The sequence below is a fragment of the Acinetobacter sp. UNC436CL71CviS28 genome (genome assembly GCF_000620525.1).
Lineage (GTDB): Bacteria > Pseudomonadota > Gammaproteobacteria > Pseudomonadales > Moraxellaceae > Acinetobacter > Acinetobacter radioresistens.
This window is the reverse complement of the sequence record NZ_JIBB01000030.1, coordinates 1-23,140: the sequence shown is the minus strand read 5'-3', so window position 1 is coordinate 23,140 and position 23,140 is coordinate 1. Positions and strand designations below refer to the sequence as shown.

23 protein-coding genes and 1 pseudogene are annotated in these 23,140 nt (G+C 39.4%); 21 read left to right on the top strand and 3 right to left on the bottom strand.

What is annotated here, in order from left to right:
- The first annotated feature begins 66 nt into the window (after nt 1-66).
- The 12 genes from N518_RS0111295 to N518_RS0111240 all read left to right on the top strand — a co-directional run bounded on the left by N518_RS0111295 (nt 67) and on the right by N518_RS0111240 (nt 11,584).
- Nucleotides 67-423 (top strand): hypothetical protein, encoded by a 357-nt coding sequence (locus N518_RS0111295; RefSeq protein WP_034593960.1) that lies wholly within the window; start codon nt 67-69, stop codon nt 421-423.
- Nucleotides 424-490: 67 nt separating this feature from the next.
- Nucleotides 491-3,931 carry a transglycosylase SLT domain-containing protein gene (locus tag N518_RS16600; RefSeq protein WP_051531903.1) on the top strand — a complete coding sequence of 1,147 codons (3,441 nt, stop codon included), beginning with the start codon at nt 491-493 and terminating at the stop codon, nt 3,929-3,931.
- A 15-nt stretch (nt 3,932-3,946) separates the two neighbouring features.
- Nucleotides 3,947-4,297, top strand: coding sequence for a hypothetical protein (locus N518_RS0111285; protein ID WP_026444261.1), 351 nt, complete (start codon nt 3,947-3,949; stop codon nt 4,295-4,297).
- Nucleotides 4,298-4,365: 68 nt separating this feature from the next.
- Nucleotides 4,366-5,577, top strand: a complete 1,212-nt coding sequence (locus tag N518_RS0111280) for a hypothetical protein (protein WP_026444260.1) — start codon at nt 4,366-4,368, stop codon at nt 5,575-5,577.
- On the top strand, nt 5,577-6,497 hold the full coding sequence (locus N518_RS0111275; RefSeq protein ID WP_026444259.1) for a phage BR0599 family protein: 921 nt from the start codon (nt 5,577-5,579) through the stop codon (nt 6,495-6,497). Before N518_RS0111280 ends, N518_RS0111275 begins: the two co-directional genes overlap by 1 nt.
- A 9-nt stretch (nt 6,498-6,506) precedes the next feature.
- Nucleotides 6,507-6,752: a hypothetical protein gene (locus N518_RS0111270; RefSeq protein ID WP_228133336.1), complete on the top strand. Its 246-nt coding sequence runs from the start codon at nt 6,507-6,509 to the stop codon at nt 6,750-6,752.
- A gap of 11 nt (nt 6,753-6,763) precedes the next feature.
- A complete protein-coding gene (locus N518_RS0111265) occupies nt 6,764-6,940 on the top strand; it encodes a hypothetical protein (RefSeq protein ID WP_228133335.1) in 177 nt (58 codons plus the stop codon).
- Nucleotides 6,927-9,638: a phage tail protein gene (locus N518_RS0111260; RefSeq protein ID WP_026444256.1), complete on the top strand. Its 2,712-nt coding sequence runs from the start codon at nt 6,927-6,929 to the stop codon at nt 9,636-9,638. Before N518_RS0111265 ends, N518_RS0111260 begins: the two co-directional genes overlap by 14 nt.
- Nucleotides 9,635-10,294, top strand: coding sequence for a discoidin domain-containing protein (locus N518_RS0111255; RefSeq protein WP_026444255.1), 660 nt, complete (start codon nt 9,635-9,637; stop codon nt 10,292-10,294). The genes N518_RS0111260 and N518_RS0111255 overlap by 4 nt, the downstream gene beginning before the upstream one ends.
- 115 nt (nt 10,295-10,409) lie before the next feature.
- Nucleotides 10,410-10,736: a hypothetical protein gene (locus tag N518_RS0111250; protein WP_026444254.1), complete on the top strand. Its 327-nt coding sequence runs from the start codon at nt 10,410-10,412 to the stop codon at nt 10,734-10,736.
- Nucleotides 10,717-11,007 (top strand): hypothetical protein, encoded by a 291-nt coding sequence (locus N518_RS0111245; protein WP_026444253.1) that lies wholly within the window; start codon nt 10,717-10,719, stop codon nt 11,005-11,007. Before N518_RS0111250 ends, N518_RS0111245 begins: the two co-directional genes overlap by 20 nt.
- Complete coding sequence (locus tag N518_RS0111240) at nt 11,000-11,584, top strand: N-acetylmuramidase family protein (RefSeq protein ID WP_026444252.1); 585 nt, start codon at nt 11,000-11,002, stop codon at nt 11,582-11,584. Before N518_RS0111245 ends, N518_RS0111240 begins: the two co-directional genes overlap by 8 nt.
- Nucleotides 11,585-12,174: 590 nt before the next feature.
- Here N518_RS0111240 and N518_RS0111235 read toward each other — a convergent pair.
- Nucleotides 12,175-12,612, bottom strand: coding sequence for an META domain-containing protein (locus N518_RS0111235; protein WP_005025362.1), 438 nt, complete (start codon nt 12,610-12,612; stop codon nt 12,175-12,177).
- A 551-nt stretch (nt 12,613-13,163) separates the two neighbouring features.
- On the opposite strand from N518_RS0111235, the gene N518_RS0111230 reads away from it, so the two are divergent.
- Both N518_RS0111230 and N518_RS17375 read left to right on the top strand, forming a co-directional pair.
- A complete protein-coding gene (locus tag N518_RS0111230) occupies nt 13,164-13,376 on the top strand; it encodes a hypothetical protein (RefSeq protein ID WP_005405128.1) in 213 nt (70 codons plus the stop codon).
- A gap of 936 nt (nt 13,377-14,312) precedes the next feature.
- Nucleotides 14,313-14,450: pseudogene (locus tag N518_RS17375) on the top strand (KGG domain-containing protein); the annotation flags it as partial.
- A gap of 137 nt (nt 14,451-14,587) precedes the next feature.
- Here the strand turns inward: N518_RS17375 and N518_RS0111220 are convergent.
- Nucleotides 14,588-16,042, bottom strand: coding sequence for a SulP family inorganic anion transporter (locus tag N518_RS0111220; protein ID WP_005025364.1), 1,455 nt, complete (start codon nt 16,040-16,042; stop codon nt 14,588-14,590).
- Nucleotides 16,043-16,369: 327 nt separating this feature from the next.
- Here N518_RS0111220 and N518_RS0111215 point away from each other — a divergent pair, with 327 nt between their 5' ends.
- From N518_RS0111215 to rnhB, 7 genes are all read left to right on the top strand, one after another.
- Entirely contained in the window at nt 16,370-16,591 is a 222-nt protein-coding gene (locus N518_RS0111215) for a hypothetical protein (RefSeq protein WP_005025367.1), read from the top strand.
- Between the two features lie 481 nt (nt 16,592-17,072).
- Complete coding sequence (locus N518_RS0111210) at nt 17,073-18,392, top strand: NCS2 family permease (RefSeq protein WP_005014984.1); 1,320 nt, start codon at nt 17,073-17,075, stop codon at nt 18,390-18,392.
- Between the two features lie 73 nt (nt 18,393-18,465).
- Complete coding sequence (locus N518_RS0111205; RefSeq protein ID WP_017401282.1) at nt 18,466-19,464, top strand: adenosine deaminase; 999 nt, start codon at nt 18,466-18,468, stop codon at nt 19,462-19,464.
- Nucleotides 19,465-19,606: 142 nt separating this feature from the next.
- Entirely contained in the window at nt 19,607-20,362 is a 756-nt protein-coding gene (locus N518_RS0111200) for an HAD-IIB family hydrolase (RefSeq protein ID WP_017401281.1), read from the top strand.
- Nucleotides 20,363-20,376: 14 nt separating this feature from the next.
- Nucleotides 20,377-21,588: a glycosyl transferase gene (locus N518_RS0111195; protein ID WP_005406055.1), complete on the top strand. Its 1,212-nt coding sequence runs from the start codon at nt 20,377-20,379 to the stop codon at nt 21,586-21,588.
- A gap of 103 nt (nt 21,589-21,691) precedes the next feature.
- Nucleotides 21,692-22,072 carry a hypothetical protein gene (locus tag N518_RS0111190; protein ID WP_017401280.1) on the top strand — a complete coding sequence of 127 codons (381 nt, stop codon included), beginning with the start codon at nt 21,692-21,694 and terminating at the stop codon, nt 22,070-22,072.
- 60 nt (nt 22,073-22,132) lie between these two features.
- On the top strand, nt 22,133-22,708 hold the full coding sequence (gene rnhB / locus N518_RS0111185; protein ID WP_026444251.1) for a ribonuclease HII: 576 nt from the start codon (nt 22,133-22,135) through the stop codon (nt 22,706-22,708).
- 81 nt (nt 22,709-22,789) lie between these two features.
- Here rnhB and csrA read toward each other — a convergent pair whose 3' ends face one another.
- Nucleotides 22,790-23,044: a carbon storage regulator CsrA gene (csrA, locus tag N518_RS0111180; RefSeq protein ID WP_005014972.1), complete on the bottom strand. Its 255-nt coding sequence runs from the start codon at nt 23,042-23,044 to the stop codon at nt 22,790-22,792.
- Between the last annotated feature and the right edge of the window lie 96 nt (nt 23,045-23,140).

Below are 23,140 nucleotides of genomic sequence, written 5' to 3'. Positions count from 1 at the left end.
AGAAAGTACAGGTAGTTATGGTGTAAAGCTCGCAATTAATAACGTTAATGACTTGGTGTAAATGATATGGAAAAAATTATATTTTGCTCATTACTTTTAGTTTCAATGAATTCTCTGGCAAAGGAAATTAAAACAAAAGAGCAAGTAATTGAGAATATATGTGGGGATGCATCTGTATATGCCAAGCAAGTTATGAACGGTAGACAAGTTGGAGTTATGATCTCCGATGCTTTAAAAATTGCAAATGAAAGCAACATGCCCGAAGAGAAGCTAAAATTTTATAAATCAATTATATATAATGCGTATAAAGAGCCAAAAGTAATTGATGGGGCATTGCAAGTTTCAATCGAGAATGAATATAGTAACTCTGTTTATATGACTTGCAGTGACGCTATGATGAGAAATCTACCTGATACAAATTAAAAGTTTGATTTATTAAAAATCATAAAACCCCGCACCAGCGGGGTTTTTTATTATCTGAGGAAAAGTTATGGCAGCAGCATCATTGGGTAGACTAACCCTAGATTTGGTCACAAAAATTGGAAATTTTACAGGCCCAATGACACAGGCTGAACGCCAAGCTAAGAACTCAAGCAAAAATATTGCAAATAGCTTTAGTGTTGCAAGTGTTGCAGCGACTGCATTTGGTGCTGCGGTTGCAGGGGTTTCGATTGGTGGTATGGTTGCCTTTGCAGATCAAACCATCCAAACCGGAAGTGAAATTAAAAAATTCGCCCAGCTGGCCAATACTTCAGTTCGAGACTTTCAGTTTTACGCAAAAGGTGCGGAAACTGCCGGAATTAGCATGGAGTCTTTCGCCGATAAGATGAAAGACATGCAGGACCGTATTGGCGACTTTCAGCAAACAGGTGGTGGACCTTTAGCTGACTTCTTTGAGAATATTGCTCCACTTGTTGGTGTAACTATTCAGCAATTCCAAAAGCTGTCAGGACCAGAAGCACTTCAGCTTTACTACGATTCTTTACAGAAAGTGGGTGCCTCTCAAAATGACCTGAAGTTCTATATGGAGGCCATTATTTCAGACTCCTCCTTACTTATTCCATTATTAGAAAATGGAGGTGAGGGCTTCAAGAAGTGGGGAGATGCAGCAGAGCGTGCTAACGCAATCATGTCTGATGAAATGATTGAGACCTTAGCGTTAGCAAAAGAAAATGTGCAGCTGTTAAGTCTGCAATGGGATGGATTAAAAGCAACACTTGTAAATAACGTGGTTCCTGTGGTGCAGTTGGTATCGGATAATATGGATGATATCAAGGCAGTCGCTTTAGCATTGACTGCTGCAATGGCTGTTAAGTTAGTGCCAACTGTTATTGCAACAAGCATTCAGTTGGCTCAGTTGGCTGCATTTTCGGTTCGTGCTGGTGCTGGTTTAATTGGGTTGTCTGCCTCAGCATCTACAACCACAGGTGCGATGGTTGCGTTACGTGGTGCGATGGCTTTCTTGGGTGGCCCTGTTGGATTAGCAATGCTTGCAGCACAAGGTATTGCGGCTGGTGCAGCGTTCGCCTACATGAAAAGCTCAAGTGATAGTGTTAAACCTTCTCTTGATAAACAGGGCAAGTCGGTAGCTGAGCTTGTTGTTGAGTACGATAATTTAACTGAAGCGCAACAACGTGCTTTTAAATATCAGGAAGCAGTAGAACTAAAAGATCTAACAGAATCATATACCAAGGCCCAGCAACAGGTTCGCGCATACGCAAGTTCAATTGCTGAGGTGATGGCAAAAGATGAATCCACGAAAAATACTATTCGCGGGTGGATCAAAGAGTTCGATCAAAATGCAATTAGTGCTGAAACCTTAGCAAACCGCATCAACAAACTTGGCACCATTACTGAAGAAAGTAAGGTGCACATGGACAAGCATGCTGTTGCAGCAACAGGTGCAAAAAGCGCGATGGATGCTCAACAGAAAGTTGTAGATTCTTTGGAAGTGAAATCCAGAACTCTTGCAAGATCTACGGATGTTGTCACTGCAAGCGTAAACAACCAAGCGCAAGCTTGGCTGAATCTTAATCAAAAACAAAGAGCTGCACTTACTGATATTAATGATGAGGTGCTTCGGTCTCAATATATTCAAAAAAACATTGCGGCAGGCTGGAGTCGAGAACGTGCCGAGTATGTCGCTGATTACCGCGAACAAGCAGGTCTAGGGTTCTCAAAAAGACTGAGTGCTATTGAGTTAAAGCAACTTGAAACTGGTTTTAAGGTTCAGGAGCAAAATAAAGCAAGAGAGGAATCTGAAAAGAAAATTGAAGAAGCGAAGCGCAAGCAGATTGAATTAAGCCAGAAGCAGTACTCATACAGTAACTTAGAACTAAAAATGCTTCAAAAAGTTGCAGAAATTAATTCAAAGTATGGATTAAATGAGATTGGCTCAAAGTACGGTATTCCCGAAAATATGCTTGCTGCCGTAATGGCACAAGAGTCTAAAGGGAATATTAATGCTAAAAGCCCAACAGGTGCGATAGGGCCATTTCAGACAACCAGTATTTTTAGAAAGCAATATGGTCTCTCTGTAGCTGATTCATATGATGTCAAAAAGTCGGCAGAAGTAGCTGCTAAGGACCTAGCTGAATCATTCAAGATTTTTGGGAACTGGAATGATGCTGTAACCGCATATAACGCTGGGGTTAAAGGAACTAAAGATCTAAAGTCAAAAGGATTTACTGGCTCAGCAGCAAAGACTAAGGAGGCGCGTGAGTATGCAGGAAAGATTGACAAACATTTAGTTGGGCTGGGTGGAACATCAAATAAATCTGCTGGTTTTGTGGCAAATGACGCTACTGAAAACTTAAAAGACTGGGGGGAGTACTGGAATGATATTGAAAATGTTCGCAAACAATCCCTTGAGCGTCAAAAAAACGTACAAAGCCTATATTTAAGTGAAGAGGAGCAATTACTTGAGGCTAACAAAGAGGCGATCAAGGAAATTAACCTCGCCTATGCTGGTGATGATGTTGCAATTAAAAAATACCTAGCCCTTCAACAAGCCGCATACGAAAAAGACGTTGCTGAATATCAGGAGGCTCAGAAACAAAAAGAGCTGAGCGATAAAAAACAACTGCTTGAAGCTAGTCGAAATTGGATGACTGCCGGCGAATATGCTCGCCAGTACTACGCATTAGTTAGAGAAGAAATTCTCAATACTTCTGAATACTCACCAGCAATGAAACAGGCACTAATTCAAGGCTCTTTGTCACAGCAAAACCTCGAAGAATCTTATGAGCGCGACAGTGCGATTGAAGATTACCGTGATGTGATGGGCTATGGAGAAAATCCGCTAGAGCGACAGTTTGAAGTTTTGCAAAAAATGCGTGAACTCGATCTGTTGAACGAAGAGGCATACCAAAATGCAAAACTTGAACTGCAAGCCAAGTCTACCGCTAGCTACATGGAAGGCATGCTCGGTGGTTTCGCTGCGCTGGTGGATGAGAACTCTAAAACCTATGCAGTACTGTTTGCTGCTCAAAAGGCTTTTGCAGTAGCCCAAGCAATGCTGAACATTCCAGCGGCATACTCTAAGGCCTATGATGCGGTCGTTGGTACACCATACGTTGGTCCATATATCGCACCTGCTATGGGTGCAGCTGCAGCAGCTTTACAGGTTGCTCAGGCCGCAAGCATGAAGTCGGTTAATCTGACCGGTATGGCCCACGACGGTATCGACAATATTCCGAAAGAAGGCACGTGGTTGCTCGATGGCGGGGAGCGTGTTTTGAATCCTGAACAAAATAAGGATTTAACTCGATACTTGAGTGAAGCCCGTGAAAGCAACACTAATAGACCTATCGACAACAACCTGCGCGTGATTATGGTTAAGGATGAGAATGAGGCAAAGGATTGGCTGTATGGCCCAGACGGTGAAAAGGCTTTTCTTTACCACATGAAGCGAAATCGTAGTAAGGTTTAAATTTTGGAGAGTGTTTTGGGTAATATCGTTAAATTTATTAAGGCTGAATCCGATATAGAAATCGATAGTGTTGGAATAAAAGCTTGGGAAACCATGTGTAATGTAATTGATCAAGACTTTCGTGGCACTGGGTTTGAGTCTTACGCAAATCAATTCAAGGATGAGTTTAAGCCAATTTTTGAGGCATTATTTATTGGGCCTTTAGAATTTCCTGCAATTAGTGATAGTGATGAAAATCCATTACATAAAGAGTGGAAAGATGTCTTGAGTAAGACGCTTGAGCGAATTCATGTGCATACAATGAGCTTGGTGAAAACTACCTATATTCGTGAATTAGAGCGATCCTGTGAGTTGAACTTCTCATAAGACAACATCGTTAGGAATTAGGATTCGCATAAGCCCACTTCGGTGGGCTTTTTTATTATGAGGACAAAATGAAAATACAAACATCATATGGCGAGGTGCACGTATTAACAAATTGCCCTCTACTCGAATCGACTGAAAGCCTGGAATGGATGACTGAAGTACATGAATCGTTTGATGGTTCTGAGATCCGCTATCCACTTCGCGATGCACCACGGCAAATCCTGAATTTCAAGTACACGGAAATGCGTAAAGCTATGGGTGATCTGTTTCATATGCTCTACGCCAATCTGCGTAAACAGTGGGGGATTCCGCTGCGTCAGATTAAGCGAAGCATTCCAGATATTACCGATGACGATTTCCTCATTCTCGATGCAGCAGACACTATAGCCGACCTTAGAGTCGGTTTTGCTTTTATTGAGAGTAAGGAAGGCCACCAAGTTGTGGAAATCACGGAGCGCGGCCGCTACATCATTGTTCAGGAAGAAATCCGGGACCCGGAAACGGATGAGGTGATTCAAGAATTGATCACTGAATACCAGGACGGCTTTCGACTGGCTGAAAACATCACAGCGACCAACGCAGTGATTATGCCGCTACGGATCTGCATCATTGACGGTGATGCGTCAATTAATACTGGCGGTTTCTGGTCCAATGCTTCAGTAGTTTTCCGTGTGCTGGCAGAAGATTTACCAGAGCATATAGGCGATGCTCCAGAACAATATAAAGGCCAAGATATTTATTTTAAGCCGTTGCTGCTGGATGGCGACTCGATTGAAATCACCATGAGCCAGCATCAAAACGTGGTGGATAACAGTATGGGTGGCTTTCAGTCATTTACCCATCATGCCAAGGTAAAGCAGTCCAAACCCTTTAAATCGCTGATTCGAAGTTGGGATGATTTTCAGGAGTTTAGACGTTTCCTGTTTCGTCGTGGTGGTCGCTATCGCCCGTTTTGGTTGCCACTTTATGAGCGGCATTTGAATATTATAAACACGGGTAATATCAGCAGCAGCTTAAGCACCAATACCAAATATCTGGTTGAGGCTAATCGAAATTACCTTGCAGTGAAGCGCAAAAATGGCACATGGACAGCGCATGAAATTACAGCAAAAACAGGCGGATCTTTAACAGTTTCACCGGCAATTAATGCTCAGCGCAATGACATACGAACGATTTGTTATATGGGGCTTTATCGCTTTGATGCAGACCAAATTGAGTTTCAATTTTTAGGTGCCGGTATTTCACAAGTCACTATTCCCATTCTGGAGTTAGAAAGCTAATGGATATTCGTGTAGAGCTTTATCAATTCAAGCATGGGGATAAGACTTGGTATTTCACCAATCACCGTAAAGATGTCACTCATGGCGGCATTACATATAAGTCGGTGCGTGGATTAGATCGGGATGTGATTGAAGATGCGGACATTGATAAGTGTGAAATTGAGGTTACTTTTCCTCAACCGTACGCTCTTAAAAATGAGGCTGACGATGATTTTATTCGTGTATTTCTAAACAAGATTTACTTTGAATCGGTATATCTGACTGTGCTTGAGCTTGAGAAAAACGAAACATTGGTTTTGTTTATTGGTCGCGTGACTCAGCCCAAGTTTGATGATAGTGCAAACACCATGATTTTGGTTTGTTCAACCGGTGAATCTTATTTAAACAGAAGTATCCTGGTTCGAAAGTTTCAAAAGACTTGTCCGAACTCTATTTATGATCGTTGGTGTGGCTTGAAATTTGTGGATTGGGCTTTTGATGTGACTGTGACCGAAATCAATGGTCTAACGATCACATTCACCGTCAATCCTACTCAAGTCAAAGATGAAGAAGGCAACTTGGTATTCGAGCAGATTCCCATCTTAGATGAACTGGGGCAGCCTGTTTTAGATGAAAATGGGCAGCCGACATATACAGATGGTGATCCCATTATGGAGACCAAAGTGTATGCAGCTGGTTATCTCAATCGCGGTCTGTTTAAAAAACTCGGTGTTTATACCTTTGTTGTTGGAAACTCAGCCAATTCAGTCACTTTATATCGAGAGCATGTTGATTTAAAAATTGGCGATGTGATTCAGTTGGCACCAGGGTGCGATCAATCTTCAAAAAAATGTGATTCAACATTTAAGAATGGTGCACGTTTTGGTGGGCATCCATACATACCTTCCGAAAACCCAGTGATGACTCAATTGATTAAATAAGGAGGCTTTATGGTTATTGCGCCATGGCTTATTTATGCATTTTTAGCTGTTACAGCTGCAATGATGGTTTATACATATGTACAAATGCGCAAAATGCAAAAGAAGAACGGTCAGACCGCCAATCAACTTGATGGCACCATTGCTGATGAAGGTACTTCATTTAGCGACATAGCGGGCAGCCCACATATGTATGGAAATATCACACATCTGTGGGGGCAGACCACCACACCGATTAAAGCCAAAGGCGGTAAATAATGAGAATTTACATGTCTGATTTACGAAAAGCCAAAATGTGTGCTCGCGGTTCGCGGGCCTTTTTTTTGTCTCAAGGTTGGGATTGGCAGGAATTTCTTAAAAATGGTATTGAGCTTGAGGTTGTGAAAGCATCAAAAGATGCGATGGCACAGCAAGTGGTGGAGGTAGTCGAAAATGGGTGGAAGTAGCGATCAAGTAACAGGTTATAAATATGTAACGAATTTTCTATTATTTATTGGCAATCCGATTGAAAAAGTGTTGGGCATTAATTTTGACAAACGTGGTTGGTTAACGCCTTTAATTGATGAAATGAAGAATCCCTTAACTATAGGCACTGTAGAAAAACCAACTTTATACGGTGAAAATGAAGGTGGGGTGGTTGGGCAAATTTATGCAAAATATGGCACAGATAATCAACAAGTAGTGCCATTTTATAAAGACTATATGGAGTCAAAAGAACTGTCTGCTTCTGCTTATCCTTATCAATCTTATCTCGCATTTAAAGATTTTTATGTCGGTAACTCAGGCTACATGAAAGAAATGCTGCTTTGGCCGAAGCGGATTCATGTGAGAAATGATGGGGGTGCGCAGTGGTATGATTTGAAGGCAGAAATAAACACAGAATTAAATAATCCAGATAATGGCTTTGATGAAAATTGGAAATACTTACACAATCCGGTTTTATATAAGCATAAATCATCTTTTGATAATATCTGGGCTAATTGGACATCGGATTATTACGATAACAATTACCACATAGGGTTTTCAACATCTGGTCAAAGCACAGGTGTAATTCAACTTGAAACAGCTGCGGTTGAGCTTTCGCTGGACTATGAGGGGTTAATTGGCTGGGCTGAGATACAAATTACCTTAATCGGAGAAGAGTCTGATATTGATATAGTATCAATCTCTTGGCCTTACGAGTATTACTACACAAGAAAAGATTCAAGTGTACATAAAGTGTATTCACTTATGCTTCGCTCTAATAATACTGCCGGAAAACTAGAGATAACCCTCTCAAGGACATCCATCCCAGGGACTGGCTTTGCTGCAACACTAACCCCCATGGGAGTGTATCCAATAGTTGACCCGGTAAACGAAGAAAACCCAGACATCAATCCAATCCATAAAATCCGTGAAATTCTTACAGATGACACAGCGATGAATAAGCCAGAATCATCTGTTAATGATATTAATTTCACAAAGGCAGCAGATCGGATTTTTGATGAGGGGTTGGGTATTTCATGGTCTATTACTGAAAAATCATGCATTGATGCCATTAACGAGCTTTGCTACCACATTGAGGCTGGTATACGCATCAATCGCCAAACCGGTCTTTATGAAATGGTTTTATTTCGTGATGATTGGTTTGATGAAGATGAAATACACGCCATTCCTGAGAGCAAAATCAAAAGCATGCAGTATGAAATTACCAATGCTGATGAGGTTATTAATCAAGTCAATGTGAATTATTACGATCGTGCAAATATCAAGAACTCATCATTCTCAATTTCTGAAAATGGACTGATTCAAACACTGGGTTGTGTAAATGCTGAAACTTTGGATTTTCCATATTTCATGAATATGCGAAATGCGGAAATTGTGGCGAACTGGAAGCTTAAACAAGTATCCACTGGGGCTTTTAAAGGTGCATTTACAACGGGTTGGCGCGAGGCTAGAAAGTGGAATCGTTATGATTTAATTCGGCTGCCGTGGTCTAAGCGTTGGACTGGAACTATTTTGGTTCGCATCATGAGCATAAACCTTGGTGGACCAACGAACAATGAAGTTTCAATTGAGTACATAGAGGTTGTGCCATCGACTGCAATGATGAATACCACTATTGTAGCCGATGAACCCATTGATAAGCCGTTGCCACCACAAGCTTGCGAGTATGAACCTTTTGAGATGCCATATTACTTAGCTGCAATGAGGCTTGGTCAGCGTCAAGTTGATGAAGAATTAGCATATGATAGCAATTTTGGTTTGGTTGGGGTTGTTGCTGAAAAACCACAAGAGAACTCGCTTTATGCAGTCATGATGACAAATAATTATGACGAGTGGGTGCGTGCTGGATCAATTCAATATTCATTAACTACTGATTCAGATCAATTTATTTCAAAAACCTCATCAAGTTTCACAGTGAAGAATTGGAAGAAAATTTCTAATGTTCCGGCTGGCACACTGATTCAGTGCGGAAAAGAGTGGCTGACAGGATTATCTGAATGGATGGTATTTCAAAGTGTTGACCATAATACTGGTGTTGTATCAGTCAAGCGTGGCGCATTGGATACACAACCAAAAGACTGGGATTTAGGTTTAAAACTTTATTTCTGTGGAACCGATATTTCGTATGATCAGACAGAATATGTCGCAGATGAGAAAGTTCTAGTATCTGCACTAACAACTACACCATCAGGCGTACTTGAGCAAAAAGGCTCAAATCTAGTGGAAATGAAGGCTCGTGCAGTTCGACCATACCCACCAGCAAATGTGAAAATTAACGGTGAGTATTGGCCTACTGAAATTGAAACAGACCTAGCCATCACTTGGGTGAATCGGAATCGCTTACAGCAAACTGGCGGTGAAATCATTGGTTGGTATGAGGGTGGTGTAACGCTTGAAAGCGGTGTGACTTATATGTTGGTTTTAACTGAGCTTGATGAAAACCAAGTTGAATTAAGGACTCAAAACATAAATGTGGGTACTTTGAATGAGTACATAGTGTCTACCGGTTCAATGCAAGCGAATACACTCTCAATTGAAATAATATTGAAATCCATTCGTGACGGTTATGAGTGTTTTTATCCATTTACGCACACTGTTGAGTTATCTCAATTCTTTAGTGCGCCATACGACATTGCTTATGTAGTGAGTGACTTATGAGTAAAAAAATTGATTACACTTTTAAGATAGATGGGTTTTACGAAAGCACAAATTACTATCGCTCAGAAACTCCAATGAATGTAAATGCGATGCCCGCGCCAGTTGCGACAGGAATTACAGGGCTTACATACACGGATGAAACAGCTGAGGTCGGGAAAACGTATTATGTAAGATTTGGAAGTTTGAAGAATGGTAATGAAAAACTAAGCAATGAAATTACCATTTCAATAGCAGAGCCTGGATCAAGATATTGGCGAGTTCGTACTACCCAAAACAATGGTTCGCTATACATATCAATTGGTGAGATTTTCTTAGTTAGCGGCTCATCTGATTTGGTTACATCAGGTAAGATTTATAACCAAAGCTCTAAGAGCGGTGCAAATGGGGCGGAGGGTTGTTTTGATGGTATTGTAAATGGCTCAACAAATTGGTACACCGCAGCGGCAAACATGCCTGCATGGGTTTCAATAGATATGGGTGGCCCTGCAATTGTTGATCGTGTTGATATCGCAATGAGTACATCAGCAGGACCAAATGAAGCACCTAAGAGCTTTGAAATTCAAAAGAGTGTTGATGGTGTTACTTGGGTTACTGTCAAAGAATTTACAAATCAAATCAGTTGGGCACTTGGAACAAGAAGGCAATTTATTTTATAGAGTACCTTCGGGTGCTGTTGTGCAAATAGAAGTTTAAAACCATTCAACACAATGCACCTTCGGGTGTTTTTTTATTGCCAAAAATTGGGGGGATTTATGACAAAAGGAGAAATCTATGGACTTCCTTAGTCAAGTTTTAGAGAGCATCAAAAGTCATTCACATATCCTTTTTACGGGAGTTTTGGGTGCGACTTTTGGCTTTCTATTAAGCAAGGAACCGGCTCGAGACCGCTGGATAGGGTTTTTTGCCGGCTTCATTTTATGTGTGGTTTTTGCTGAACCAGCAAGCTTATTTCTTGCAAATGGCAACTACCCCGAACTATTTGGTTTTGTTTTAGGTGCGGCTGGTAAGAGTACAGCTGAAGCATTACTAAGTCTGGCCCGATCAAGAATCCTTGGTTTGGTCAAGAAGGAGGATGAAGATGCTGGTAATCATCAGTAAGACAGCATTGATATTATTTATAGTTTCTTTTGCAATCATGGTATTCCACCCAAGAATACAACTACCAAAGCATATTGATTTCCTGTTGATGTTATCAATCTTCTTTGGAGTGGCGCTTTTTGTCAAAGATGACTACACCCCAAGTCCAGCCGGCACACTTTTCTATACAACCGTAAGCATTGTAATCGCACTCTTTACCCGACAACTCTATATCTGGGGAAAAGGTGGCGCACGACCAAAATTCTTTAAATGGGATAAAGACAATGAGTAAGAATTTAACCACTGCTCAAATTGAAGCTCAAGCGAAGGCGCTTGGTGTTGAAGTTGCTGCTCTCCGTGCAGTTATAGAAGTTGAGTGCAAAGGGGCTGGCTTTAATCCAGATGGTACACCAGTAATTCTTTATGAACGACACAAGTTCTATGAAGGTCTGCAAGCAATTAACTGGATTACTAAATCAAAAGAATGGTCCAAGCAGTTCCCAGATTTATGTAATCCAGCGCCTGGAGCATATGGCAAATATTCAGCACAGCATGACAAACTGGAGCGCGCAGCCAAGCTTAATCGTGAAGTGGCATTGGAGTCCTGTTCGTGGGGAATAGGGCAGGTCATGGGATACCACTGGAAATCTTTGGGCTACCCAACATTACAAGCATTTATTAATGCAATGTATAAAGATGAAGCCAGCCAACTAGAAGCAATGTGTCGATACATTAAAGTGAATGGTTTAATTGGTGCACTTAGAAATAAGGATTGGAAGGCATTTGCTAGAGGCTACAATGGGTCCATGTATGCAAAAAATAGTTATGACGTTAAATTAGCTAAAGCATATAAGAAGTGGTCCGCATGAGGCTGCTTCTCCTTATATCCTTCTTTCTCTCCGGCTGCACAGCACACTCAATCTCTAATCATGTGAGCGTGACCGTGTGTGTGCAGTGTTTAGCGCAATGATCAACAAACCCCGCCAACTTCATAAAACTCTAATGGCTCTTGTTCCGAAAACCACGGATTATACCGCAATGCCCATCCCGGACTTTTATTGTATGGCTTGGCCCGTTTGACTAAATAGCAAATATAGAATTGCATAACTATCTCTATATAATTTTTCTTCTTTGTGATTAAAATTTAGATGGTATAATACACTTACACGGTGACTTCGGAAACTGTGGATAACTTAGTGTTTACGTCAATATTACGTCATTTCAACCTAAGTTGCTGTTTTCCTTAAATAGATACTACGTTGACATCGTAGAGGTCTCCAGTTCGAGTCTGGATATGCCTACCAAATATGACACCTTATGGTGTAAAGGTTTCAAGGAAATACAAGTACTTGAAGCCTTTTTTAATATCTGGCATTCATAAAATAAAATGTTTTTAATTTTATATGCGCTGTCATAGATATAGAACGTAAAAAAGTCCTCATAGTGAGGACTTTTTATATTAACGCTGAGTTTTAAATTCAAGCACTGTATTCTTGTTGCTGTCCATCAGTTTTAGCTCAGTTTCACTCACCTTATATTGAGTAACCTGATTCAAAGCATTAGTAAATTTATCTGGTAAATTTGTAGGGCTTAAACAAGCTCTTCGTGTTTTGGCTATTTCTGAGAAAGTAATTTGTGTACCTTTCACTGCATAGCCTCCCATAAGACGGTTACAGCCATCAGTTCCGCTAAGTTGAGTATTATCAAAAATTAAACTTGGAACATCAGATTGCTGAGGATCAGCCTTATATTTTACATCATTGATCTGAGTTACTATCCATGTCTTGTTTTGTAATAAAGCCAAGTTGCGGTCAGTAGATGGGTTGTTCATAGTAGCACAACCGGCAAAAGCTAAAGTGGATGCAATGCTAGAGGCTATAAAAAGTTGTTTTATCAATTTTTTCTCCTATAAAACTTTAAATTATATTCTTAGATTAACTACTACAGCATAGAACAAATTTAACTAAGTACAGAGGTAAATTACTTTTTATCAATACTTTATTAATAAAAATAACATAGATAATATTTTTTATATAAGAAGTTAATAAAATTATATTATTAAATTTGAAAGATTTATAATTTTAAAAAATTAAAAGATAAATAATAAGATTTTCTTTAAAAATATTAAAATTAAATTCTAATTAAAAAATGGAAAAATTATTTATCTATGAATATAAATTATATAGTTATTATATTCTTTATTACCAAATTAAAAAAATTTTTTGATCATAAAAACCTATAATTATTTCTAATAAGCTTGTTATTTTGGAAAGCTGTGCTAAGATATAAAACTTAATGAAGGCAAACCTCATACGATGCCACTCCCATTTTTCAAGATTTTCTTGAGATTTTGTAGTTATTAAAATTAAAACAATTTTATTTTAATCAAATAATTGTTCGAAAACTGCTCTAAAGAGTTTACTAAAGTCTATTGTATTGGTGTATATATTGAAATATCCAAATTTTCGTACCGCGAAATCTATCGACGGTGATATTATTCATGTTCAGATTATAGCTTCAGAAAGAAAACAAAATATTTCTGGTGGCTTTAAATGGGTAAAAGTAGGTGAAAAAGTTCTACTTGATTCCGGAAGAGAGATTAATTTTAATCTAGATGGCCAAAGCTTTTATGTTGCGCCTAATCAGATGTACCGGTTATAAATATTAAGCTCACTTTAGTGGGCTTTTTTATTTGCTAAGAAGTGATAATTTCAATAAATTATAAATTTTTAGAAGAGGAATAATAAGAATTAATGTAAAGAACTTAAAAGTAGAAAAATTTAGTTACTAGAAGAAAAAGCATAGAGAGTAGATTAATTAAATTGATAAGATAAATTTAAAATTAGATTTAGACTTTATTTGAAAAATTAACCATTTAAGCAAATTCAGTTTTTTTTAATTTTTACTATTGGGCTAATTGCTTAATTTATATGCGAATATTAATTAAATTATACTAACTATAACATGTATTAACATTTATTCTTAAAGATGTAACTCTATTTGAGTTTAATTTTGGTTAAAATTATTTCCACTATATTAACAATTGTACAAAAGAATAAAGCTACTCTATAGGCCTGTTTTCAACCCCAGAAAACAGGCCTTTTTTTATAAAAAATATTCTGGATTTATAATTTCATATGATGTTTAAAATAAGGTAAAAAATTATTTAAATGTAAACTTATAATAATTAAAAGTAGGTAAAATTTACATTAAAATAAATGAAGCATTGATATTAAAGTAGTTATAAGTATGTCTAAATTTATATCCTAGAAAAATGATTATATAAGTATATTGAAGTCACACCTATGAATACCTAACTCAAATGCTTTAAATAAAACTCATCCTTAGTTATAACAAAACTTATTGCTGACTCCCTTATAGTGAAGATGTTCGTTTGATAACGACCAACCTGAAACCAACTCAATATTTGTTATGAGGTGTGAAATGGCTAATCAAGATAATAAACGCGACAATAACCAGCGCCAGCAACAGGGCAGCAATAATCAGCAACAGCAAAGTGGCAGTAATAATCAGAAACAGCAAGGTGGTGGCGGCCAAAATAGTCGTCAGCAAAGTCAACAAAGTGGTAATAACAGCTCAGGACGCGGCTTTGCTAGTATGGATGCAGATAAACAGCGCGAAATCGCTAGTAAAGGCGGTAAAGCAGCCCATGAAAGTGGTAATGCACATGAGTTTACCTCAGAGGAAGCTCGTGAAGCAGGCTCACAAAGCCACAAAAATGATAGATAATTATCAAGGACTTTAATTTTATTAAGAAGTCTTTAGATAATTTTTTAAAAGGAAAGGGTTGCTTGGAGCCACCCTTTCTTCGTACTTCTGATATATAATTTGGTATGAATCGGATGAGGGTGTCAGATCTTGGCGTGAGTTCCATATTTATCGATCATGATCGAACTTGCTTCATTTAAGCCAATTACTTCACAGGAAGTACCGCGTTCAGTAAATTTTTTGATGACGGAATCCAGCATGGCTACAGAGGTTACATCCCAAATATGGGAATGGGTAAGATCAATAATTACTTTTTCCACCTGTTCATTAAAATTAAAACTCTGGTAAAAACGTTCGGATGAACTGAAAAAAATCTGCCCCACCAAGCTGTAACTTCGGACACCTTCCTTTAAAGTAGATTCAACTCGAATATCATTTTCCAGTTTGTTGGCTAAAAACAGTGCAGAAAGCAATACACCAGTCAATACGCCCAAAGCCAGGTTATGAGTGGCAACTACGACCACCACAGTTGCGATCATTACACTGTTGCTACTCTTCGGGTTTTTATGAAACTGTATGACTGATTGCCAGTTAAATGTGCTAATTGAAACCATAATCATGACTGCCACTAAAGCTGCCATTGGTATCAACTTAAGCCAATCACTGATAAATACCACCAGAATTAAAAGAAATATCCCTGCACAAAAAGTCGATAAACGTTGTCGACCGCCAGATTTCACATTAATCATTGACTGTCCAATCATGGCACAGCCAGCCATACCCCCCATAAAGCCGGTAACAATATTTGCAATACCTTGTCCTTTACATTCTTGATGCTTATCACTTGAAGTATCAGTCATTTCATCCACAATACTGGCAGTCATCATTGACTCTAAAAGGCCTACTGCAGCCAGAGCAATAGAATAAGGCAGAATAATTCTGAGCGTTTCAAGGTTAAGCGGAATGTCTGGTATAAGAAATACAGCCAGACTATCAGGTAAAGTACCCATATCGCCTACAGTACGTATATCACTGTTTAACCAGATTGAAAGCAGGCTAATCACCACAATACACACCAACGGGGAAGGTAACCAGCTGCCAAGTCTTGGAACATAAGGAAATAGATAGATAATACTGAGGCCTAAAGCAACAAATAGATAAACCTGCCAGCTGACATTGATGAGTTCAGGTAATTGAGCCATAAAAATTAAAATGGCGAGGGCATTTACAAATCCAATCACCACAGATTTAGATACAAAACGCATCAGCTTGGCCAGTTTAAGGTAACCAGCCAGTATCTGGATGATGCCAGTCAGTATGGTAGCCGCAAGTAGATACTGTAATCCATGCTCTTTAACCAGATTAACCATAACTAAAGCCATAGCTCCAGTTGCAGCTGAAATCATGGCAGGTCTGCCCCCTACAATGGCAATTACTACTGCCATAGAAAATGAAGCATATAAACCGACTTGCGGATCGACTCCGGCAATAATTGAAAAGGCAATTGCCTCGGGAATAAGTGCCAGACCTACTACCAGTCCAGCCAGCACATCAGCACGAATGTTTGAAAACCACTGTTCACGGAAAGAAGACAACATAAAGAAAGCCCGATTTTTATTGGAACAGGCGAGTGAGGTGACAATATTGTGAAAAAGACATAATTACGCCACACCACTAACCTTTAATATAGCAATGAGAAATTACTTCTAGGAAATGAGTAATCAAGGTGGCGTAAGAAACATAGAAAATAGTAAGAAGGTTTAGATTATAGGGCACCGAGAATAACACGTTTCAAGTTCTTAGAAAATTGGTGCTGATCTTATCGGCCATAGTGTTAAAAGAAATTCAGTTTTAAAATGCATGAAGCATTACGCTCTTGATAAAATTACATCAAGATTTTTCGATAACAACTAAAGATAAGAGATATGAAAACAGTTATAACGGTAATCGCAGCAGTTACAGTCGTCTCGGTAGGCTATATAACCTATCATACTATTCAGCAAAAGCGTCAGCAGGAGATCAAGCAGGTCATCCAGGAAGCACAGAGCTCTTTAGAGCAGGCTCAGCACAACCCGCATCATCTCGAACGGAGTACTTTCCCGGCGTTTGATACTGCAGGGAAATCCGTTCAGACTGAAAAAATGTAGAGATTTTTATACTTTTTTGGGGTTAACGGGAGAGAAAATAAAAAACTTGCAAGTTTATTTAAAATTAAGCGCCTGATTTTAAATATTTTAAAAATAGTAAGTGTTCCAAATTAATCTGAGAAGATTAAACCTGATAATCAAAAATAAAATCAGTGTGTTATAATCTGGCCGAAAAAATTTAGCGGGTAGATTTAAGTTCACACTTTTTTCTACAGGTTAGATGAAAAAGCTGCATAAGATGATGCAGCTTTTTTGTTTGCCTCGCCTATTAGTGGCACTCATCAAGTGTTTAGTAAGTTTGGGCTCAGGTGCAGCTTGAAGATGGGAAGTAATTAGGATGGCATAGGTCTTGCTGTTTTATCCAGAATTACTTGCACAATATCTGATTTTGATGCATTTAAATTTTATAGCAGTGTGGTGATTTGAGGCTTTTCAGGCCGAGGATTCAATCGCAAAGATCTTAATTCTCAGGGGCGATGTAATGACAACTCCCAATACCTCAGCCGGTATGCTTGAGCGCTTGTTCAAGCTCAGCGAAAATAAAACCAGTTTTAGAACAGAAGTTCTAGCAGGTGTAACCACATTCTTGACAATGTGTTACATCATTATTGTTAATCCAATGATTTTATCCGAAACCGGAATGGATCATGGAGCTGTCTTTGTCGCAACCTGTCTTGCAGCCGCAATTGGCTGTCTGGTTATGGGAATTGTGGCCAATTATCCAATTGCCCTTGCACCAGGTATGGGACTAAATGCCTATTTTACTTATTCAGTGTGTTTAGGGATGGGGGTGCCTTGGCAAACGGCACTAGCTGCGGTATTTGTTTCAGGTCTGGTATTTATTGCTATCAGTATGTTCAAAATCCGTGAGGCAATCGTCAATGCCATTCCCATGTCATTAAAACTGGCGATTGGCGGCGGTATTGGGCTGTTTTTAGCCTTGGTCGCGCTTAAGAATGCCGGCATTATTGTAGATAATCCGGCTACTTTGGTGGGGCTGGGCGATATCAAACAGCCAACAGTTTTACTGGCCCTGTTAGGTTTCTTTCTTATTGTGATCATGCATCATTTTAAGGTCCGTGGTGCAATCATTCTCAGTATTCTGGTCGTAACTGCAATTGCAACTGCTTTAGGCCTGAATGAATTTAAAGGTATAGTAGGCGCGGTGCCATCATTGGCTCCAACATTGTTACAAATGGACTTTGAGGGCCTGTTTACGGCCAGTCTGGTAGGGGTGATTTTTGTATTCTTCCTGGTTGACCTGTTTGACTCTACCGGTACTCTTGTAGGGGTTTCTCATCGTGCTGGCCTGCTTAAAGATGGCAAGTTACCACGCTTGAAGAAAGCATTATTTGCTGACTCTACTGCCATTGTAGCTGGGGCCGCACTAGGCACTTCATCTACTACGCCTTATATTGAATCTGCATCGGGTGTGGCTGCAGGCGGCCGTACTGGCTTAACTGCTGTTGTCGTCGGTTTCATGTTTCTGGCGTGTTTGTTCCTGGCACCGTTAGCCCAGTCTGTACCGGGTTTCGCGACAGCGCCGGCTTTATTGTTTGTTGGGGTATTAATGATCCAGGGTATTACCCATATTGAATGGGATGATATTACTGAAGCGGTTCCTGCTTTCCTGACTATCGTTTTCATGCCTTTTACCTATTCAATTGCTGATGGTATTGCTATGGGCTTTATCAGCTATGCACTGGTGAAGCTTTTTACAGGCAAAGCAAGTACGGTTCCTTACATGGTATGGATCATTGCCGTGTTATGGGTAATCAAATTTGTTGCTTTTGGTGGCTAATTTTTATACATCATTCAGGGTGTAAACGGAAGTTTGCACCCTTTTTATTTATTGCGAATTCCAAGGAGAGACCATGAGTCATACTGAACTCATTCGTGCTTTACCTAAAGCTGAACTGCATGTACATATTGAAGGGACGTTTGAGCCTGAACTCATGTTTGAAATTGCACAGCGTAATCAGATTGATATTCCTTATAAGTCTGTAGAAGAGGTAAGACAGGCATATAATTTCCATAACCTGCAGTCATTTCTTGATATTTATTATGCAGGGGCAAATGTACTCATTCATGAACAGGATTTCTATGACCTAGCTTGGGCATATTTTAAAAAATGTGCTGAAGATCATGTAGTACACACTGAAATATTCTTTGACCCGCAAACTCATACAGATCGTGGTATAGCATTTGAAACAGTTCTGAATGGTTTGCAACGTGCCTGTAATGATGCAAAAGCAAAATTGGGTATCAGCTCATACCTTATTATGTGTTTTTTACGCCATTTAAGTGAAGAAGCAGCATTGAAAACTCTGGAGCAGGCACTTCCTTATAAGAATCAGATTATTGCAGTAGGTCTGGATTCAAGTGAAGTCGGCCATCCACCAGCTAAATTTACACGGGTTTTTGCCAAAGCCCGCGAAGCAGGCTTTTTGGTGGTTGCACATGCGGGTGAAGAAGGTCCACCAGAATATGTTTGGGAGGCTTTAGACCTGTTAAAGGTTAACCGGATTGATCATGGTGTGCGTTCTGAGGAAGATCCGGTTCTCATGCAGCGGCTGATTCAGGAAAAAATGCCTCTTACAGTTTGTCCGCTGAGTAATCTGAAACTTTGTGTAGTGGATGATATGCAGCAGCATAATATTCACCGTCTGTTACAGCAGGGCGTTAAAGTAACAGTAAATTCAGATGATCCATCTTATTTTGGTGGTTATATGAATGATAATTTCTTTGCTATTCAAAAAGCGCTGAATTTGTCTGAAGCTGAACTTAAACAGTTAGCGATTAATTCTTTTGAGGCGGCTTTTATAGACAATACTGAAAAGCAATCATGGATTAAGAAAATTCAGGCTCTGTAATCAATTAAAATGAAATCAATAGGTTTACTCTATGTAGGCCTGTTGATTTATTGTTATAAAAAGTAAGCTGAAAAAAATAGTGATAAAAGCCTTATATGATCAGGAAACAAATGTGCAATTTAACTGATCAATATTATTTATTATGCCTGATTATCTTATTTTTACAGATTTAGATGGAACACTATTAGGCCACGATACTTATACTTATACGGAAAATCTGGAGCTAATCAGACAGCTTAAAAGTCGTTACTCCATTATTTTATGCAGCAGTAAAACCGCATTAGAAATTAAAGATTTACAAAAAAAATTAGGTTTAGTGGATATGCCGTTTGTTGCAGAAAACGGGGCATATATATTTTTTAATTCCTTTTATCAGTTTCAGAGTCCGGTCAGGCAGGCAGCCATTACTGAAGCATTACAACAACTCCGTATACAGTACCATTTGAATTTTCAGCTTTTTAGTGAAAATACATCCCAGCAGATTGCTGAGTTAACCGGATTAAGCTTAGCTGAATCATGCCAAGCCCTACAACGGCTTTATAGTGAAGTGATTATCTGGGGAAGCAATCCAAAATATGAACAGCAAATTATTGCCCGGCACTTGGCCAAAAACTTGCATATAGTACATGGCGGGCGCTTCAGTCATGTATTGAGTACAGCATGCGATAAATCTATAGCAGTACGCTGGCTACAGCAATTTTATCCAGCTGAAGCTGTCCGGATTGGCTTGGGAGATAGTGAGAATGATATTGATATGCTAAAAGCCTGTGAGCATGCTGTGGTTGTAAAGCGTCCTTATAAACCGGTCCTTCAATTCGCGCATAACTCTGTCTACTATACTCGGAAAATGGCTCCAGCAGGCTGGAAAGAAGGTCTTGAATACTTTTTACAACAATAAATGGAGAGAAAATAATGGTCGATTTTGCACAAGAAGGTATGATTACGACGATTCATGATCTAAAGCAGCGCCAGCTGGAAGATTATGAAAATGAATTGCGTGAATTTACTAAATATAGACCGGTTACCTTAGTTTTACCTTCACTTTATTCTGAGCTGGAACGGCCTGCACTTACTAAAATTGTGCAGGAATTAAAAGAAGCTGATTATATCCAGCAGATTATCATCGGACTGGATCAAGCTAATCCTGAACAATTTAAGCATGCCAAGGAGTTTTTTTCCGAGCTACCTCAGCCGCATACCATTTTATGGAACGACGGACCGCGTTTACAGAAAATCCATCAGCATCTTGAAGAATTAAAAGTTGCACCTTCGCAACGTGGAAAAGGCCGTAACGTCTGGTATTGTGCTGGCTATGCACTAGCTGAAAGTAACAGTAAGGTCGTGGCACTCCATGACTGTGATATCAGTACATATCAGCGTGATATGCTAGTGCGGTTGATTTACCCCATGGTTCATCCACAGTTTAATTTCCAGTTCTCTAAAGGATATTATGCCCGCGTAGCTGAGCATAAAATGAATGGCAGGGTATCCCGTCTGCTGGTTTCTCCACTCTTACTTGCACTCAAGAAAGTCTTTGGTCCACTGGATTATCTGCTTTATCTTTCAGCCTTCCGTTATCCACTTTCAGGCGAAATGGCAATTCATCTGGATGCATTACGTGATTTAAAAGTTTCAGGCGACTGGGGGCTGGAAATTGGAGTTCTTTCTGAAATCTATCGTAATTATTCTACCAAACGGATCTGTCAGGTAGATATTGCTGACCGCTATGAACATAAGCACCAAAATGTAGTGAATTCAAATGGAGAGGGTGGCTTGAAGCGTATGAGCCGTGATATTGCTCTAGCACTTTTTCGTAAACTTGCCACGCTGGGCGTTCCAGTTAGCCTAGATAATATTCGGATTATTCGTGCAACTTATTATCGAAATGCTTTAGATATGATTGATCACTATTATTATGATGCAATAACCAATGGTCTACATTATGACCGGCATAGTGAAGAAAATACGGTTGAACTTTTTGCTCAGAGTATTGTTGAGGCGGGAGAGCAGTTTATGAATTTTCCGAATCAGCAGTCGTTTATTCCAAGCTGGAACCGCGTACATTCAGCTTGTCCAAGTATTTATAAGGATATTAAACAGGCAGTAGCGCTCGATAATATGTGATTTGAAGATTCTTTAGGCAGTTATTTACATTTAACAGTGTTCAGATACTTCATAATCTTTAAAATTGGTCCAAAATTTATATATACACTGATAAAGGATAAACATGAAGAAATCTATATATGTACTGGCACCATTAGCCTTAATTTTATCGGCGTGTACAACTTCAGGAATAGAGCAATCGGCCAATACCACCACAACTACACAGCAATTAGGAGCAGCTGCCATTAAAGTGGCAGTAAATGCAAAATGTAATACTGAACTAAACAACCAGCCTGCTTGGCAAAATATAACTAAAATAATGACAGCTGAGCAGAAACAGGCAATTCAGGCAGATATTTGTGGCTGTGTGAGTGATAAAGCTCCACAAAATATAACAACTGTGGATCTTGCTACGGCAGCGATTGATCCAGCTGCACGTACCGCCATCATAACCAGTGCAGTCACTAAAACAATTAATGCATGTGTAGCAGAAGCTTTAAATTAAGTTTTTCAATATTGAGCAGGATGATACAATCAGCCTGCTTTTTTATGAGTAAATAGTTTGATGAAAATCGCAGGTGTAGATGAAGCAGGGCGTGGACCATTGGTAGGTGCTGTCGTGGCAGCTGCAGTCATTCTCGATCCAGCTCGTCCAATCGAAGGTTTGAATGATTCCAAAAAACTGACAGAAAAAAAACGTGAAAAGCTGTTTGTCGAAATTCAGGAAAAAGCTTTGGCTTGGTGCATTGCAGAAGCAAGTGCTACTGAAATTGATAAAATAAATATCTTGCAGGCTTCATTACTGGCAATGCGCCGTGCTGTGGAAGGTTTATCAATTCAACCGGATAAAGTGCTGGTCGATGGTAATAAAGAACCTGCCGGCCTACAGATGAGCTGTGAAGCTATAGTAGGAGGGGATGCTTTATACCAGGAAATTTCGGCCGCAAGTATTCTGGCTAAAGTAGCACGTGACCAGCAAATGGTCTTACTGGATCAACGTTACCCACATTACGGTTTTGCCAAACATAAAGGTTATCCGACCAAAGCTCATTTTGAGGCAATTGGTATACATGGTGTAATTGATGAGCATCGGCGTAGCTATGCACCGGTTAAGAAAGCCTTGGCTTTGTTAAATGAGTAATAATTTTATCTAATTTCTCAATCACCTTAAAATATTAAAGCGGCCAATAAAGCCGCTTTACTGATCAAGAATGGCCATCTACTATCGATTAAAATCATTTTGTGAATAATTCTCATCTTCGAAAGAAGGCTGATAGTCTTGGTCGAGGTGTTGAAGATGTTCATGCATCGCACGTTCATGCTGAATACGTTGGTAAATCTCTTCCCGGTGAACAGATACTTCTTTTGGAGCATTGACACCAATACGGACCTGGTTGCCCTTTACTCCAAGTACAGTAACACTGACTTGGTCCCCAATCATTAATGTTTCTCCGACGCGACGGGTCAGAATCAGCATGTTTATCTCCTTGCTAAACGCTAAACCTGCAAAAGCTCTAATCAAAAAAGCGAAAAGTCACAACCTTGGTATCAGAGAAAATTTTAACAGGATTAT